The 14,981-nt window shown below is 70.1% G+C and carries 15 protein-coding genes; 11 read left to right on the forward strand and 4 right to left on the reverse strand.

Annotation, left to right across the window (positions count from 1 at the left end; all coding sequences use genetic code 11):
• Positions 1–96 precede the first annotated feature (96 nt).
• The 9 genes from U2P90_RS06215 to U2P90_RS06250 all read left to right on the forward strand — a co-directional run bounded on the left by U2P90_RS06215 (position 97) and on the right by U2P90_RS06250 (position 8,660).
• Positions 97–2,328, forward strand: a complete 2,232-nt coding sequence (locus tag U2P90_RS06215; protein ID WP_322474231.1) for a M14 family zinc carboxypeptidase — start codon at positions 97–99, stop codon at positions 2,326–2,328.
• Positions 2,329–2,576: 248 nt separating this feature from the next.
• Positions 2,577–3,500 (forward strand): ornithine carbamoyltransferase, encoded by a 924-nt coding sequence (argF, locus tag U2P90_RS06220; RefSeq protein ID WP_322474668.1) that lies wholly within the window; start codon positions 2,577–2,579, stop codon positions 3,498–3,500.
• Positions 3,500–4,033 carry a GNAT family N-acetyltransferase gene (locus tag U2P90_RS06225; protein ID WP_322474232.1) on the forward strand — a complete coding sequence of 178 codons (534 nt, stop codon included), beginning with the start codon at positions 3,500–3,502 and terminating at the stop codon, positions 4,031–4,033. The genes argF and U2P90_RS06225 overlap by 1 nt, the downstream gene beginning before the upstream one ends.
• A 58-nt stretch (positions 4,034–4,091) precedes the next feature.
• Positions 4,092–4,427: an HNH endonuclease signature motif containing protein gene (locus U2P90_RS20165; protein ID WP_380101498.1), complete on the forward strand. Its 336-nt coding sequence runs from the start codon at positions 4,092–4,094 to the stop codon at positions 4,425–4,427.
• Positions 4,424–5,344, forward strand: coding sequence for an N-acetyl-gamma-glutamyl-phosphate reductase (argC, locus tag U2P90_RS06230; RefSeq protein WP_322474233.1), 921 nt, complete (start codon positions 4,424–4,426; stop codon positions 5,342–5,344). The genes U2P90_RS20165 and argC overlap by 4 nt, the downstream gene beginning before the upstream one ends.
• A gap of 4 nt (positions 5,345–5,348) precedes the next feature.
• Positions 5,349–6,179, forward strand: a complete 831-nt coding sequence (locus U2P90_RS06235) for a shikimate 5-dehydrogenase (protein ID WP_322474234.1) — start codon at positions 5,349–5,351, stop codon at positions 6,177–6,179.
• Between the two features lie 255 nt (positions 6,180–6,434).
• Positions 6,435–7,049 (forward strand): hypothetical protein, encoded by a 615-nt coding sequence (locus U2P90_RS06240; protein WP_322474235.1) that lies wholly within the window; start codon positions 6,435–6,437, stop codon positions 7,047–7,049.
• Between the two features lie 9 nt (positions 7,050–7,058).
• A complete protein-coding gene (locus U2P90_RS06245) occupies positions 7,059–7,703 on the forward strand; it encodes an MBL fold metallo-hydrolase (RefSeq protein WP_322474236.1) in 645 nt (214 codons plus the stop codon).
• A gap of 279 nt (positions 7,704–7,982) precedes the next feature.
• Positions 7,983–8,660, forward strand: a complete 678-nt coding sequence (locus U2P90_RS06250) for a DUF2270 domain-containing protein (protein ID WP_295815057.1) — start codon at positions 7,983–7,985, stop codon at positions 8,658–8,660.
• 45 nt (positions 8,661–8,705) lie between these two features.
• On the opposite strand, the gene U2P90_RS06255 is transcribed toward U2P90_RS06250, so the two are convergent.
• Genes U2P90_RS06255 through U2P90_RS06265 form a run of 3 tightly spaced genes read right to left on the reverse strand, consistent with a single transcriptional unit; the run spans position 8,706 to position 10,668 of the window.
• Positions 8,706–9,071: a hypothetical protein gene (locus tag U2P90_RS06255; protein ID WP_295815054.1), complete on the reverse strand. Its 366-nt coding sequence runs from the start codon at positions 9,069–9,071 to the stop codon at positions 8,706–8,708.
• A complete protein-coding gene (locus U2P90_RS06260; protein WP_295815051.1) occupies positions 9,068–9,949 on the reverse strand; it encodes an acyl-CoA dehydratase activase-related protein in 882 nt (293 codons plus the stop codon). Before U2P90_RS06260 ends, U2P90_RS06255 begins: the two co-directional genes overlap by 4 nt.
• 35 nt (positions 9,950–9,984) lie before the next feature.
• A complete protein-coding gene (locus U2P90_RS06265; protein ID WP_380101494.1) occupies positions 9,985–10,668 on the reverse strand; it encodes a YqhA family protein in 684 nt (227 codons plus the stop codon).
• Between the two features lie 62 nt (positions 10,669–10,730).
• On the opposite strand from U2P90_RS06265, the gene U2P90_RS06270 reads away from it, so the two are divergent.
• Positions 10,731–11,510, forward strand: a complete 780-nt coding sequence (locus U2P90_RS06270; RefSeq protein ID WP_322474237.1) for an APH(3') family aminoglycoside O-phosphotransferase — start codon at positions 10,731–10,733, stop codon at positions 11,508–11,510.
• A gap of 64 nt (positions 11,511–11,574) precedes the next feature.
• Complete coding sequence (locus U2P90_RS06275) at positions 11,575–13,830, forward strand: MMPL family transporter (RefSeq protein ID WP_322474238.1); 2,256 nt, start codon at positions 11,575–11,577, stop codon at positions 13,828–13,830.
• Between the two features lie 11 nt (positions 13,831–13,841).
• Here the strand turns inward: U2P90_RS06275 and U2P90_RS06280 are convergent, their stop codons facing one another.
• Positions 13,842–14,954 carry an alpha/beta hydrolase family protein gene (locus tag U2P90_RS06280; protein ID WP_322474239.1) on the reverse strand — a complete coding sequence of 371 codons (1,113 nt, stop codon included), beginning with the start codon at positions 14,952–14,954 and terminating at the stop codon, positions 13,842–13,844.
• Positions 14,955–14,981: the final 27 nt, after the last annotated feature.

The following is a 14,981-nucleotide window of genomic DNA, read 5'->3' on the forward strand; positions in this document are numbered from 1 at the left end:
GGGTGTGTTAAGGTCAGGTGAACCCGACCTACAGCCCGATGACGGCCGTCCTGTCACGCCAGTCCTGCTCTGCCTGGTATCCCCTCCGGAGGACACATGCCCAGATTTCCGTCCGTGCTGGTGACCGCTGCCCTGCTCCTCAGCGCGTGTACCCAGACCCCGCCCCCCACCACGGGGACGCCCGGCCGCGCCACACCCCTGGCGACGGCCGCCGAGTGCGCGACCTTCCAGAGCACGCCCACGGTCATCACGCGGGTGGTGTTCCGCACCGACCGCGACTGGACAGACATTGTCAAGACCTTCGAGCCGGTCGGCGGCACCCGGGCCCAGCGCGTTGTGCTGCTGGACGTCGGTCAGGCCGATTTCGAGCGTCTGCGGGTCACGGCGGCCGTGCGGGGCTGGACGGTCAGTATCGATCAGGCGGCCACGGACCGTGCCAATGCGGCCAGCACGGTGCGGCCCCTGAGCATTCCCAACTACGCGTGTTACCGCACCGTCGAGGAGACCTACGCCAGTGCCCAGGCGCTCGCCGCGCAGTATCCGAACCTCGCCACGTGGACGGCGATCGGGCCGACGTGGCTCAAGACCAGGGGCCAGGGCGGCTACGACATGTACGAACTGGTGCTCACGAACCGCAGCACCGGCGGCGTGAAGCCGAAACTGATGGTCACAGCCTCCATCCACGCCCGGGAATACACGCCGGCCGAACTGACCACCCGGTTCGCGGAGTACCTCCTGAGCAACTACGGCACCGACGCCGACATCACGTGGATGCTCGACACGCAGGAGGTGCACCTCGTGCTGCAGACCAACCCCGACGGCCGCAAGAAGGCCGAGGCCGGCGCGTCGTGGCGCAAGAACGTGAATACCCTGAACGGCTGCACGACCACCTACGGCGTGGATCTGAACCGCAACTTCAGCTTCCACTGGAACAGCGGCGGCAGCAGTACCGCGCCGTGCAACGAGACCTACATGGGGCCGTCGGCGGCCAGCGAGCCCGAGACCCAGAACATCCAGGCGCTGATGAACCGCGTGTTCCCGGATCAGCGCGGCCCGAACATGACTGACCCCGCCCCGGCCGACGCCATGGGCGTGTACATCGATGTCCACAGTTATTCCAATCTGGTGCTGTGGCCGTGGGGTGACACCAGCACGCCGGCGCCGAATGCGGCGGGACTCCAGAGCCTGGGCCGCAAGCTCGCGTACTTCAACGGCTACACGCCCGAGCAGTCCATCGGCCTGTACCCCACCAGCGGCACCACCATCGACTACGCCTACGGGAACCTGGGCGTCGCCGCGTACACCTTCGAGCTCGGGAGCGCGTTCTTCGAGCCCTGCTCGACCTTTACCGGCACCATCCTGCCGCAGAACCAGGCGGCGCTGCTGTACGCCCTGCGGGTGGCCCGCGCGCCGTACCAGCTCGGCAGTGGGGCCGACATCCTGAACGTGTCTGCGCCGGCCACCGTGGCGTCCGGGACGACCTTCACGCTGAGCGCCACTGCCGACAACACCCGCTTCAACACGTCGAACGGTGCCGAGGCCACCCGCACCGTCGCCAGTGCCGAGTACACCGTCGATACGCCGCCGTGGGCGGGCGGCACGGCCCAGCCACTCGGGGCCGCCGACGGCACCTTCAACGCCGCCTCCGAGGGCGTGCGGGCCAGCATTCCCACCGCCGGGCTCAGCGAGGGCCGCCACACCATCTATGTCCGGGCCCGCAACAGCGCCGGGGGCTACGGGCCGGTGTCGGCCGTGTTCGTGACGGTCACGCCCCCTGGCACCAACGCCGCGCCCAGCGCCAGCTTTACCAGCACCGTCAGCGGCCTGAGCGCCACCTTCACCGATACCAGCACCGATACCGACGGCACGATCGCCAGCCGCAGCTGGAACTTCGGGGACGGCACGACCAGCACGGCTGCAAATCCCACGAAGACCTACGCGGCGGCCGGCACCTATACGGTCACGCTGACCGTCACCGACGGCGGCGGCCTGAGCAGCACCACCACCCGGACGGTCACGGTCAGCAGCGCCACCACCACGACCTACACCGGCACGCTGGCCCGGCGCGGCAACAACTCCTACCAGCCCGGGACAGCCGGGTTCACCCATGCGGGCGGCACGATCACCGGTCAGCTGACTGGCCCGGCGGGAACGGATTTCGACCTGTACCTGCAGAAACTGTCGGGCAGTACGTGGAGTACTGTCGCGCAGAGCACGGGCAGCACCAGCGCCGAGAACGTCAACCATGCGGCCACGAGCGGCACATACCGCTGGCGCGTGTACGCCTACAGCGGCACCGGCAGCTACACCCTGACCCAGACGCGCTAGCCGTCTGCACCCGCGCCCGGCCCCACGTCCGCGGGCTGGGCGCGTGCATGTTTACTCAGAGACCTGAATAAGCTTGCACCTGATATCCCCGTTCCCTTCGCCCGGTATACTGACCACTTATGACGAAGGCTGCTGCCAGAGCAAAGAAGTCCACACCATCTGCCAGGACGGGCGGTCAGGGTCGCGTGAATAAATCAGCGCCACGGGGTGCGACCCTGCTGACCCCCGAGACGCTGCCCGCACCCGTCATGGCCGGGCGCGACTTCCTGAGCAACCTCGACATGACCGCCGCGGAACTGCGCGCCGTACTCGACACCGCGCACAGCATGCGCCGCGGCGAGTGGCGGGCCGTGAAGCCGCTCGCGGGCCTGTCCATCGCCCTGGTGTTCGAGAAGGCCAGTCTGCGCACCCGCACCACCTTCGACGTCGGCATGTACCAGCTCGGCGGGCACGCCATCACGCTCTCGAACACCGAGATCGGCCTCGGCACCCGCGAGCGCGTCAGTGACGTCGCCCGCAACCTCGAACGCTGGGTGGACGCCGTCATGGGCCGCGTGTACCTCCAGCAGACCCTGCAGGAACTCGCGCAGCACGCCTCCGTTCCCGTCATCAACGGCCTGAGCGACATGCTGCACCCCGCGCAGCTCCTCGCCGACTACCAGACCATCGAGCAGGAGTTCGGCACCGACCTGCGGAAGCGGCGCGTGGTGTACATCGGCGACGGCAACAACCTCGCCAACAGCCACATCCACATGGCGATCCTGACCGGCGCGCAGCTCACCATCGTCACGCCCGTCGGCTACGAACCCAACGCGGGCGTCCTGATGGACGCCGTGAAGAGCGGCACCGACATCACCCTCACGCACGATCTCGCGGCGATTGACGGCGCGGACGTCCTGTACACCGACGTGTGGATCAGCATGGGCCAGGAGGCCGAGGCCGACATCCGCCGCCGCGCGTTCCGCGGGTACCAAGTGACGCCCGAGATGCTCGATCGCCTCGCCCCGCGCGGCATCTTCCTGCACTGCCTGCCCGCCCACTACGGCGAGGAGACCGTGCCCGAGGCCACCGAGCACCCCAAGAGCCGCGTGTTCGACCAGGCCGAGAACCGCCTGCACGCCCAGAAAGCCCTGCTGTACCACGTGATGGGCGACCTGAAGCCCCGCTGGTAGTGACGACCCTGACCACCCCCCGCGTGACCCTCCGGCCCCTCACGCCGGACGACCTGCCCCACGTGCTGGCGTACCGCAACGACCCGGACGTCGCCCGGTACCAGGGCTGGCCGCTGCCCGCCACGCCGGACGCCGTGGCAACCCTCGTGTCGGACGCGCCGCTGGGCTCGCCGGGCTGGGTGCAGCGCGCCGTCACGCTCCACGGCGGCGCACTGCTGGGCGACGTGGGCCTGAACACCCACGGGCCACAGGCGGAACTCGGCGTGACCCTCGCCCGGCCCGCGCAGGGGCACGGGTACGCCCACGAGGCCCTCCACGCCCTGATCACGCACGCCTTCACCGACCTGGGCCTGCACCGCGTCCACGCCGGCATCGACCCCCGCAACACCCCCGTCGCGGCGCTGCTGACCCGCCTAGGCTTCCGGCACGAGGGCACCAGCATCCAGAGCTACCTCCACCGCGGCGAGTGGACGGACGACGCCCGCTACGGCCTGCTGGCGTCAGAATGGCGTGGTGGAGCCGCAGAGGAATGAAGGGGGTACGGTCACCAAAGAGCGCGTATGCCGAAAATGCGGAGCGCGCGACTTTGGGATGTATACCTCGTCCAGCACGGGGAGAATCGGCTTCTATTGCCGACCGTGCCGCCGACTCCGGGCCACCACCTATCAGCAGCGGCGTCGGCGCAACGGCGGGCACCATACGCGGGGGCAGTGGCTCGCGCTGCTCCGAACGTTCGACGCCTGCCCCAACTGTGGCCGCGCATGGTCGGAGATTCCTCCTCGGCCGGATCGCCGCTTCCATCACGTGTGGACGAAGGATCACATCATTCCCATTTCCGCTGGCGGCAGCGATGACATCGGCAACCTCCAGCCCCTGTGTTACCGGTGCCAGTTCTCGAAAGGCCCACGTCACGAGGTGACTCCATGACCCCCAAGGTATTCATCGACGGTGAGGCCGGCACGACCGGTCTTCAGATCCGGCAGCGGCTCCAGGGCCGCGCGGATATCGAGCTGCTGAGCATCGACCCGGCGCGGCGCAAGGACAGCGCGGCGCGGGCGGAACTGCTGAACGCGGCGGACGTGTCGATCCTGTGCCTGCACGACGACGCGGCGCGCGAGGCGGTCACGCTGACCACGAACCCGGCCGCGCGCCTGCTGGATGCGAGCACGGCGCACCGCGTGAACCCCGCGTGGGTGTTCGGCTTTCCGGAGTTGAACGCGGAGCAGCCGGGGCGCATCCGGGACGCGCGCTACGTGGCGAATCCCGGGTGTTACAGCACGGGGGCGATCTCGCTGCTGGCCCCGCTGACGGCGGCGGGCGTGATCCCGGCGGACTTCCCGGTGAGCATCCAGGGGTACAGCGGCTATACCGGCGGGGGCCGGGCGCTGGTGGACGCGCACGAGAAGAATGAACCGCACCCGATGAAGGGCGCGTTCCTGAGTTACGCGCTGGGGCTGGGCCACAAGCACATCCCCGAGACGATGCGTTACGGCGGCCTGAGCCGCACGCCGGTCTTCACGCCGAACGTCGGCGCGTGGGCGCAGGGCATGACCGTGACCATCCCGCTGCACCTGCGCGAGCTGGGCACCACACCGGACGCGCTGCACGCGGTGCTGGCGGCCCACTACGCCGGGCAGGAGTACGTGCGGGTCTCCGACATGGCCGACAACCCGGAGGTGCTCGACCCCCAGACGCTGAACGGCACGAACGACCTGGAACTGTTCGTGTACCCCTCGGCGGACGGCGAGCGGGCGCTGCTGGCCGCGCGGCTCGACAACCTCGGGAAGGGCGCGGGCGGGGCGGCGGTGCAGAACCTGAACCTCATGCTGGGTCTGGAGGGCTGAGGGGATGACGGCGAGCAAGCTGGACATCGGCCGCGAGACGACGCTGTGCATGAGCGTGTCGGCCCGCCCCAGCAACTTCGGCACCCGCTTCCACAACCACCTGTACGCGGCGCTGGGCCTGGACTACGTGTACAAGGCCTTCGGCGTGCAGGACATCGCGGGCGTGGTGGCCGGCATCCGGGCGCTGGGCATCCGCGGCTGCGCGGTCAGCATGCCGTTCAAGGAGGCCGTGATTCCGCTGCTGGACGAGCTCGATCCGTCGGCGGCTGCCATTGGGTCGGTGAACACCATCGTGAACACGGGCGGGCACCTGCGGGCGTACAACACGGACTACACGGCCATCCAGCTCCTGATCGGGCGGCACGCGCTGAACCCGGCGGCGCGCGTGGTGCTGTGCGGCAGCGGCGGCATGGGCAGGGCGGTGGCGAGCGCCCTGCGCGACGCGGGCTTCACGCGCGGCGTGATCGTCGCCCGCAACGAGGGGGCCGGGCGTGACCTGGCGGAACGCTGCGGCTGGGACTGGCAGCCGGGCACGCCCGACGTGCACGGCGGTGACCTGCTCGTGAACGTCACGCCGATCGGCATGGCGGGCGGCGCGGAGGAGCACGACCTCGCGTTCACGCCGGAGCAGATCGCGCGGGCGGGCACGGTGTTCGACGTGGTGGCCCTGCCCAGCGAGACGCCGCTGATCGTGGAGGCGCGGCGGCAGGGGAAGCCCGTCGTGACGGGGCTGGAGGTCGTGGCGTTGCAGGCGCTGGAGCAGTTCGTGCTGTACACCGGCGTGCGCCCCACGGATGAGCAGGTGGCGGCGGCAGTCGGGTTCGCGCGAACCTGAAGTGGAGGGGCCGCGTGGCCGGATCGGCCGGGTACAGGGCACGGCTCCCCGCGTCAGGGCGCTGGAGATGGGCAGATCCTCCAGACGTCGAGATGGCATGCCTGACTGCCGGCGCGCTGCAGCCAGGGATCTGGTGGAGGATCAGACCGGACGGGGGCCGGATGTTCACAGGAGGTCACGCCGGGCGCTTGACCTGCGGCGCGTGGGGGGCTGGACTGAACTCTGGGCCGCTGCTGGCCCACGAGGGAGATGATGATGCGACGAACGACCCCCGGCGTGACGACCGCCCTGTTGCTGGCCCTGACGGCGTGTGCGCCGGCCATGGTGCCGAACACCTTCACCGAGCTGGACGCGGCGGAACAGCGCCGCATCTGCGCTGCGACCCCCCATGTGGGAGAGGCCGGACGACTGGACTACGGGGCCGGCAGCACCGAGGGCACCGGGGAGGGCAGCGTCTCGCCGGACTACCGCCTGGAATGCCCGGAGCTGGGCCTCCGCGTGGACGGACAGGCCCTGACGGTGACGGCCGCCTCGCTGGACGCCGCCCTGGCAGTGTTCAACGGCTCGGCCTTCTTCCTGCACTACTACGCCGATCTGCGCGTGCGCGTCGCGGACGGCCGGGTGGACGCGGATGATCCCATGACCGTGCCGGAATCGCTGCGCGATCTGGTGACGCCGATCGTCGTGACCGTCACGCCGCTGGGTGGGCCCGCCCGCACGCTGCTGTCGGGCGGCAGGGTCACGCCGGTCACGCTGGAGCCGGGCACGATCTACCGCGTCGACACGCGCACGCGGGGCACGCCCAACCCGTGGCCGAGCGTGACCATCGATCCGCTGTCGGGCACCATCCAGGCCACCATCGGCCGGTAGACTCCGGGTATGATCGCCCCCCATGTCCACGGTGCTGTGCGTGTGTGGTCGCTGCCGACCGGCCCACTTCAGGAGAATGCCGTGCTCGTTGCCGGAGCCGACGGCCAGGGCGTCCTGATCGATCCCGGCGACGATGCCGACCGGATTCTCGCGCTGGTGCAGGGGGCGGGCGTGACGGTGCGGGCCATCCTCCTCACGCACGCGCACTTCGACCACATCGGTGCGGTAGAGGCTGTGCGCGGGGCGCTGGAGGTGCCCGTGTTCCTGCACCCGGCGGATCTGGCGCTGTACCGGAACGGGGGCACCTCGGCCGCCCGCTGGAACCTGCCCTTCGTGCAGCCGGCCGATCCCGAGCACGACATCACGCAGGATCAGGTGTTCACCGCGGGCGACGTGACCCTGCGTGCCCGCGAACTGCCGGGCCACGCGCCCGGCCACGTGGTGCTCGTCGGGGAGGGCTTCGTGGTCGCGGGCGACACGCTGTTCCAGGGCAGCATCGGGCGCACGGATCTGCCCGGCGGGAACCACCCGCAGCTGATCGCCGGGATCGCGCGGGAACTGCTGAGTCTGCCGGACAGCACCGTGGTCTATCCCGGCCACGGCGGACACACGACCGTCGGCGCGGAACGCCGCACGAATCCGTTCCTGCGCTGAACCGTCCTCCCGGTGGCGGGAGGGCCTGTCCGGCTCCGCACGCCTGTATCCGCTCCGTGGCCACGGAGGGCGTCTGTATGGGCTGGACGCCGGGCGGGTTCCACAGGTCGCCCGTGCAGGAGCGGGCTCCCCGCCTCGCGGCACGCGGGCTCTGCCCCGACGCTGATGCGGCGGTGCACCGGTGCCTGGCCGGAGGGTGCAGGCACTTCCCGTGTGCCGCGCCTCCACGCGCTACGCTGACAGCATGACCGCGTTGCACGACTGGCGGACGCTCCGCTGATGCCCGGCCGGGGTGGAGGCGTGGGAGCCGTCCTGCCCGGCGGCGGGCTGTCGGAGGTCAGCTACAGCACGAACGCCGCCAACGCCCTGATTCACCTGTACCGGGCCGAGGTCGGCAAGATGACCGCGTACCGGCAACGGCTGGACATGACCACCAACTGGTCCGTCGTGACCACGGCGGGTCTGGCGAGTTTTGCCCTGGGCGACGTGAACAACAGCCACGCGACCTTCCTGTTCGCCATGTTCATGAACTACTTCTTCCTGCGCCTGGAGGCCCGGCGCTTCCGGTCGTTCGAGATCGCGCACCACCGCGTGCGGATCATGGAGCGCTTCTTCTATCCGGCCATGCTGGGCGACAACGTCGATCCCGGCTGGCACCAGCTGCTGCTGGCCGAACTGGCCCGGCCCCGCAGCCCCATGAGCCGCAGCGACGCCCTGGGCTGGCGCCTGAGCCGCAACTACCTGTGGATCTATGCGGCCGTGCTGCTGGCGTGGCTGGCGAAGCTGGATCTGGCGCAGCCCAAGGGCTGGGTGCTCGAATTTCCGGACGCCCTGTCCCTGGCCGATATCGGCAGCTTTCCCGGCTGGCTGGTCTTTCTGGGCGTGGGCGTGTTCTACACCTACCTGATCGCCCTCGCGTACCGCGCAGCCCGCACCTATCCGCTGGAAGAGGGCTGACGGGCTGGAGCTGTCACGCGCCGCGTCCTGCCCCCGGTGCCCACCCTACCGGCGCCCCCCGTATTTGGGCGGGCCCTTCTTCACGCCAGCGTAGCGGTTGCGTTCCTTGCGGCGCTGGGCGCTGGAACTCGTGGTCGCGGTCTTGCCGTCGGGCACCGCGCCGCGCAGGCCCCGGCGTGGCAGGGTGTCCAGGGTCATGTACCGCGCCAGCGGCACGTACAGGATCAGGATGAAGATCAGGCTGCCCCACCACGTGTTCAGGTACGGCCGCAGCGGGGTCAGGCTCAGCAGGGAGCTGAGCAGCGTCGCCACGGTGGCGAACAGGATCACGCGGGCGGTCAGTTTCAGGAGCTTGGTGCGGGTCAGGCCCGGAGCGGGATCGGGAGTGGTCAGCCAGCGCCAGATGTTCATGCGTCGTCTCCGGTGGCCTGGGCCGTGCCCAGGGTGATGCGGTCGCGGAAGGCCTCCAGCTCCGGGAAGTCCGTCTGACCGGCGTCCACACTGAGCGTCAGCGTGGGCTTGTGCATGCGCTGGCCGATGCGGGTCAGGGCCGCCCTCGCCGCGCCGTCACGGGCGGGCACGGCCAGGATCAGGCCACGCACGGCGCTCTTGCCCGCCAGCAGGGAGGCCGCGCCGAAGAGTTCGCGCTCGCCGTCCGCGACCTTCCCGGCATTCTCCATGCGCTCGGCGCGCTTCATGACGTCATTCAGCGGCAGCTCACTGCTGAAGACCGGATGCAGGCCCAGGATCTCCAGCGCGGGGCGCACGCCACCCGCAAGGATCGGCTCGGCCAGCAGGGCCCGTGGGCCGATCACGGCCACCGTCGCGCGGGACGCGCGGGCCAGGGCCGGCATCTCCTCGCGGGGGCCGCCCGCCAGGATGCGCGTGCGTTCCAGGGCCCGCCGCACGCCCCCGCCACTCTGCGACAGCCGCAGCCCGATCTCGGCGGCGGCGTTTTCCAGGTGTGGGCCGCCGTCGGGCACGTCGATCAGGGTGGGCAACCCGCTGATCCGGCGCGGCAGCAGCTCCGTGAAGGCCTCGCCCCACGCGTCGTTCGTGACTTCCGGCAGGTGCGGCACCAGCACCGTGTCCACGCGGCCCAGCGCCAGAATCCGGCCCAGCGCGAGCTGCACGCCCAGGGCCTCGTCCGGCAGGGTGTCGCGGCCGAGTTGCAGGGCCTCGGCCTCGGAGACGCCGGACGCGGCGACCTCCACCCCCAGTTCCTTGAGGAGCGCCGCCCAGTACGCCCTGGAGCGTGCGGCGGGTGATTCGAGCAGTCCGACCTTCATCCCCGCAGTGTAGCCCGCCCCGGCCGCGCCCCCCGTTACCCGCTGCCCTCGTCGGCGTCCACGGTGCCGGCCGCCTTGGCCTGCGTGACCTGCTTGGCCTGCTCCACATCCCGCTCCTCGATGTGCCGCTGTTCGTGCTCGTTCTCGAAGAGGTCCTGACGGGCACGCAGTTTGGCCTCGGGCTGTTGCAGGTCGCCGCCCGTGCCCCGGTGCACCCGCTGGAAGAACACCAGTGCCCCGCCGGCCAGCGCCAGCGCCCCGGCGAAGTACAGGGTGTCCAGCGGCTTCTCCCAGCGCACGAAATGTTCCAGAAAGGTCACACCCAGGATCACGATGATCACCGACACGACCTTCTGCTCCAGATCCGCCAGGCTCTCCACCCCCAGCGCCGAGGTCAGGTTCAGCGGCGTGATGAACAGCGAGTACAGCCCCACGCCGATCAGGTAGAACACGACGGCCTTGAGCATGGTGCTCACGACCTCCAGGAATTCCACCGCCAGGTCGCCCTGCTGCGCGGCCAGCCCCTCGCGCCAGATGTCGCGCCACGAGTTCCAGATTGCGTCGAGGGCCAGCAGCGTGCCCTGGAGGAACAGGCTGAACGACACCAGCAGCACGGCGACCACCGCGATCAGCACGACGAAGCGCGTGCGGCCGATCACCTCGCTGAACCACTCGCGCTTGGACGGTTCACCGGATGGGGGAGAGGACATGTCGTCCATCATGCCGACCACGCGGCGGCCGGCGTCTTCACGAGAAGTTATCGTCGCCGTATTCTCGGCCCGTGCCGACCGAGTCCCTGATCCTGCCTGGGCCCCTGCGCCGCGTGCTGCCCGCCGCCCGCTGGGAGCGCGTGACCCTGGGCCAGAGCGGCGCGGGCGTGTGGCGCAGCACGAAATACGTGGTCAAGGTGCAGGAGCGCGGCGGCAGTCCGGTCACGACCCTGCAACAGGAACGCGAGCGCCTGCGCTGGTTCCAGGGCCGCGTGCCGGTGCCGCAGGTCGTGGGCTACGAGGTCACGCCGGAGCACGAGTACCTCGCCATGACCCGGCTGCCCGGCATTCCCCTGAGCGACCCGGACGCGACCCTGCACCCGGAGCGCGTCGTGACCCTGCTGGCCCGTGCCCTGCGGGAACTGCACGCCCTGCCCATCCGGGAGTGCCCCTTCCGCATGACGCTGGACGTGACCCTGCGCCTCGCCCGCGAGCAGGTGCAGGCCGGGAACGTGGACGAATCGGACTTCGACGAGGAGTGCGTGGGCCGCACGGCCACGAGCATCTTCAACGAGCTTGTCCGCACCCGCCCCGTCGCCGAGGATTTAGTCGTCACCCACGGCGATCCGTGCCTGCCGAACGTGATCCTGAACGGCGGCCTGATCGAGGGGCTGATCGACGTGGGACGCGCCGGGATCGCCGACCGGCACGCGGACGTGGCCCTGGCGTGGCGCAGTACGCGGAGCAACCTGGGCGCGGAGTGGGGCGAGCTGCTGCTGGACGGGTACGGCCGCGACCTGATCGACCCGGAGAAGATCAGGTACTACTGCCTGCTGGACGAACTGTTCTGAGACCGATCCGCCCTCCTGGGTGACGCTTACGGTCTTCCTGCCCCTGTGCTCTACAGTCGCAGTCGTGCAAGCCCTGGCCCGAGTCGTGACCCGTCATCCGTGGGCGGTGCTGCTGGTGTGGGCGCTGGCCGCCCTGCTGAGCATCCCCTTCGCCGCGCGGGCCCCCGGTGCCCTGAGCGCCGGCCCCAGCACCCTGACCGACACCGAGAGTGCCCGCGTGACCACCCTGCTGCGCGAGGAATTCGGCGAGCAGGACACCAACACCGTGCTGCTCCTGACGCGCAGCGAGCCGCCCCTGACCACCCCGCAGGGGCAGGCGGCCTACGACGCCTTCGTGACCGGCCTGGAGGCCGTGCCCGGCGTGACCCGCGTGGTGCGGGCACAGGCCGGCAGCACGCTCTCGACCCGCACCGCCGACGGTGTGCAGGCCCTGACCCTGGCGCAGATCCCGCTGCTGGACGGCGCGACCGAGACCCTGGATCGCGTCCGGGCCTACGTGAAGACCGTGGATCGTCCCGCGCTGGACATCCGTGTGACCGGCGGGCAGGCCATTGCCGACGACTTCACGCACTACGCCGAGGCCGACACCAAGCGCAGCGAGCTGACGGCCCTGCCGCTGATCGCGCTGCTGCTGGTCGTGGTGTTCGGTGCCCTGGTCGCCACCGGCCTGCCGCTGGTCGTGGGCGTGCTGAGCATCACGGTCGCCATGGCGGGCCTGTACGGCCTGACCCGCGTGACCGAGGTCAGCACCTTCGCGCAGAGCGTGATTACCATGCTGGGGCTGGGGGCCGGGATCGACTACGCGCTGCTGATGGTGAATCGGTTCCGGGAGGAGTTGAAAGCAGTTCCGGCGACGACGGAACGGAGCGCTGCGCCCAGGAGCCAGGAGCACAGCGCCGCCGCTGCCGCCCGCACTGTCCTGTCCGCCGGGCGCAGCGTGATCTTCAGCGGCTCCACGGTCGCCATCGCCATGGCCGGGCTGATCGTACCGCCGGTCGAGGTGATCCGCTCGCTGGGAATCGGCGGCGTGCTGGCGGTGCTGCTGACCGTGCTGGCGAGCGTCACGGCGCTTCCGGCCCTGTTCACAATCCTGGGCGAGCGGATCAACTCCCCGCGTGTCGTGAAGATCGGCTGGGCCCAGCGTGGCGGGGCAAGTGCGGGCTGGACGGCCTTCGCGCGTCGCGTCACGGCCCGGCCGTGGATCGGCCTGCTGGGGGGCGCGGGCGTGTTGCTGCTGCTCTCGCTGCCCGCCTTCGGGATGCGCACCGGCTACGCGGGCGCGTGGGGCCTGACCCCCGGCCTGGAGAGCCGCGACGCCCTGGCCGATGTCCGCACCCTGGGCGCGGGCGGCCTGCTGAGCCAGTTCGAGGTGATCCTGGATCTGAAGGGCCAGCGGTACACCCCGGATCAGCGGGCACAGTTCCAGAGCACCGTGGATTCCCTGCGGGGATTGCCCGGCGTGAAGGGTGTGCTCAGTCCCTTCGTCACGTCCGCCGACCTCGCCAGCGCCGGGGGCAACACCGAGGGGATCGCGGCCCTGAGCACCCTGACCCGGCGCTCGTTTAGCCAGGGCCGCACCTACCTGCGCGTCACCGTGATTCCCGACGATACCCTGAAGGCCGAACAGATCCCGGCCTTCGAGGCGCGGCTGCGGGCGGCGCTGGACGCCAGCGGCTATGCGTATGCGCTGGGCGGCGCCCCTATCGGCGGGCAGGAGTGGAGCCGGGCGATCACCGGCACGCTGCCCACCGCGATCGTCGCCGTCTTCATGGGTACCTTCCTGCTGCTGATGGTCGCGTTCCGCTCCATCCTGATCCCCCTCAAGAGCATCGTGATGAACGCCCTGACTGTCGGCGCGGCGGTGGGCGTGGTCACGCTGGTCGTGCAGGACGGCTTCCTGGCCTCGTTCCTGGGCTTTCCGCAGGATGTGGGGGTGCTGGATGCCACGCTGCCCGTCCTGCTGTTCGCGGTCATGTTCGGCCTGAGCATGGACTACGAGATCTTCCTGCTGTCGCGCGTGCAGGAGGAGTACCTGCGCACCGGCGACAACGACGAGGCCATCGTGCAGGCGGTCGGCCACACGGCGCGGATCATCACCTCGGCGGCGATCATCATGCTGATCGTGTTCGTGGCCTTCATCTTCGGCCGGGTCGTCGCCAGCATGAGCATCGGCCTGGGTCTCGCGGTGGCGGTGGTGCTGGATGCCACGCTGGTGCGCCTGATCCTGGTGCCCAGCTTCCTGAAACTGGCCGGGAAGTGGAACTGGTGGCTGCCGAAATGGATGGATCGCCGGTTGCCACACGTGGTGCTGGAGCACTGAGCGGCGGGTGCTCAGTGTGCCCGGAGCCACGCCGCCATGTCGTTCATCGGCTGCGCTTCCATGGGCGCGAAGTTGTCCTGCGTGACGCTGGCCGCCCGGCCCAGGCTGTGGCCCAGGCCCACATAGAGCTTCAGGGTGTGGTCGGTGTTGCCCGCTTTCGCCAGTGCCGTATCGAATGCCTGTGCATCGGCTGGGTCGATGTTCGCGTCGGTGTCGCCCTGAAGGATCAGCACCGGCAGGGTCAGCCCCGGTGCCAGCTCGCCCAGCACGGGCAGGGTGGTGGCCGGCGCGTACATGGGGCTCTGGCCCACCGAGGCGCGGTAGTAGGCCGTGATGGCGGGCAACGCCTCGGCCTTCAGGTCGATCAGCCCGTCGTGGTTCGTGTCAAGAAAGGTGCTCAGCACGGGTTTTTCCAGCGTACTCGTCCGGTCGAACAGCAGCTGTCCCTGCGACTGTGCCAGCGGGCTGCCTGGCCCCTGGAAGGACGCCATCAGGCCGGGTAACCCCAGCCTGCCCGCCTGCGCGTAGGGCGTCAGGTACGGGATGCCGACCCGCTCGAACTGGCGGGCGAAGGTGTCTGCGAAGCTGTTCACGACCGGCCCCTGCACGACCAGACCGCGTGCCCCGACCTCCAGCGCCAGCGACGCGGCGATCACGCTGCCCTCGCTCCAGCCGTACACGAAGACCCGGCTGGCATCGACCCCCGGCTGCGCCTTCGCGGTGTCCAGGGCCGTGCGGGCATCCTTCAGCAGGTCACGCAGGGTCAGCCTGCCGTAGGCGGCCTGGGCGGCCGGTGCGGTCTTCGGGTCGAAGGTTCCGGCGGCGCCGCGCTTGTCGAAGCGCATGACGGCCAGGCCCTGCGCGGCCAGCGTCCGGGCCAGGGTGCCCAGCGAGCCCTTCACGACGTTGCCGTCGTAGCTGGCGAAGCTGCCGTCCATGTCCTCGGGGCCGGTGCCCTGGATCAGCAGCACCAGCGGGGCCTTCGTGGGGCTGTCCGGCAGCAGCAGTTCGGCGCGGCTGGGCGTTCCGGCGAGATCCAGCGTCAGGGGCCGGGCGGTCACTGCCTGCGCTGTGGCCGTCATGAACACGGATACGAGGGTCAGGATTCGGATGCTGGGCTTCATGCCTCCACCGTAGGGGCTACCCTGCTT

Source organism: Deinococcus sp. AB2017081 (assembly GCF_034440735.1).
In the GTDB taxonomy this organism is placed as follows: Bacteria; Deinococcota; Deinococci; order Deinococcales; family Deinococcaceae; genus Deinococcus; species Deinococcus rufus.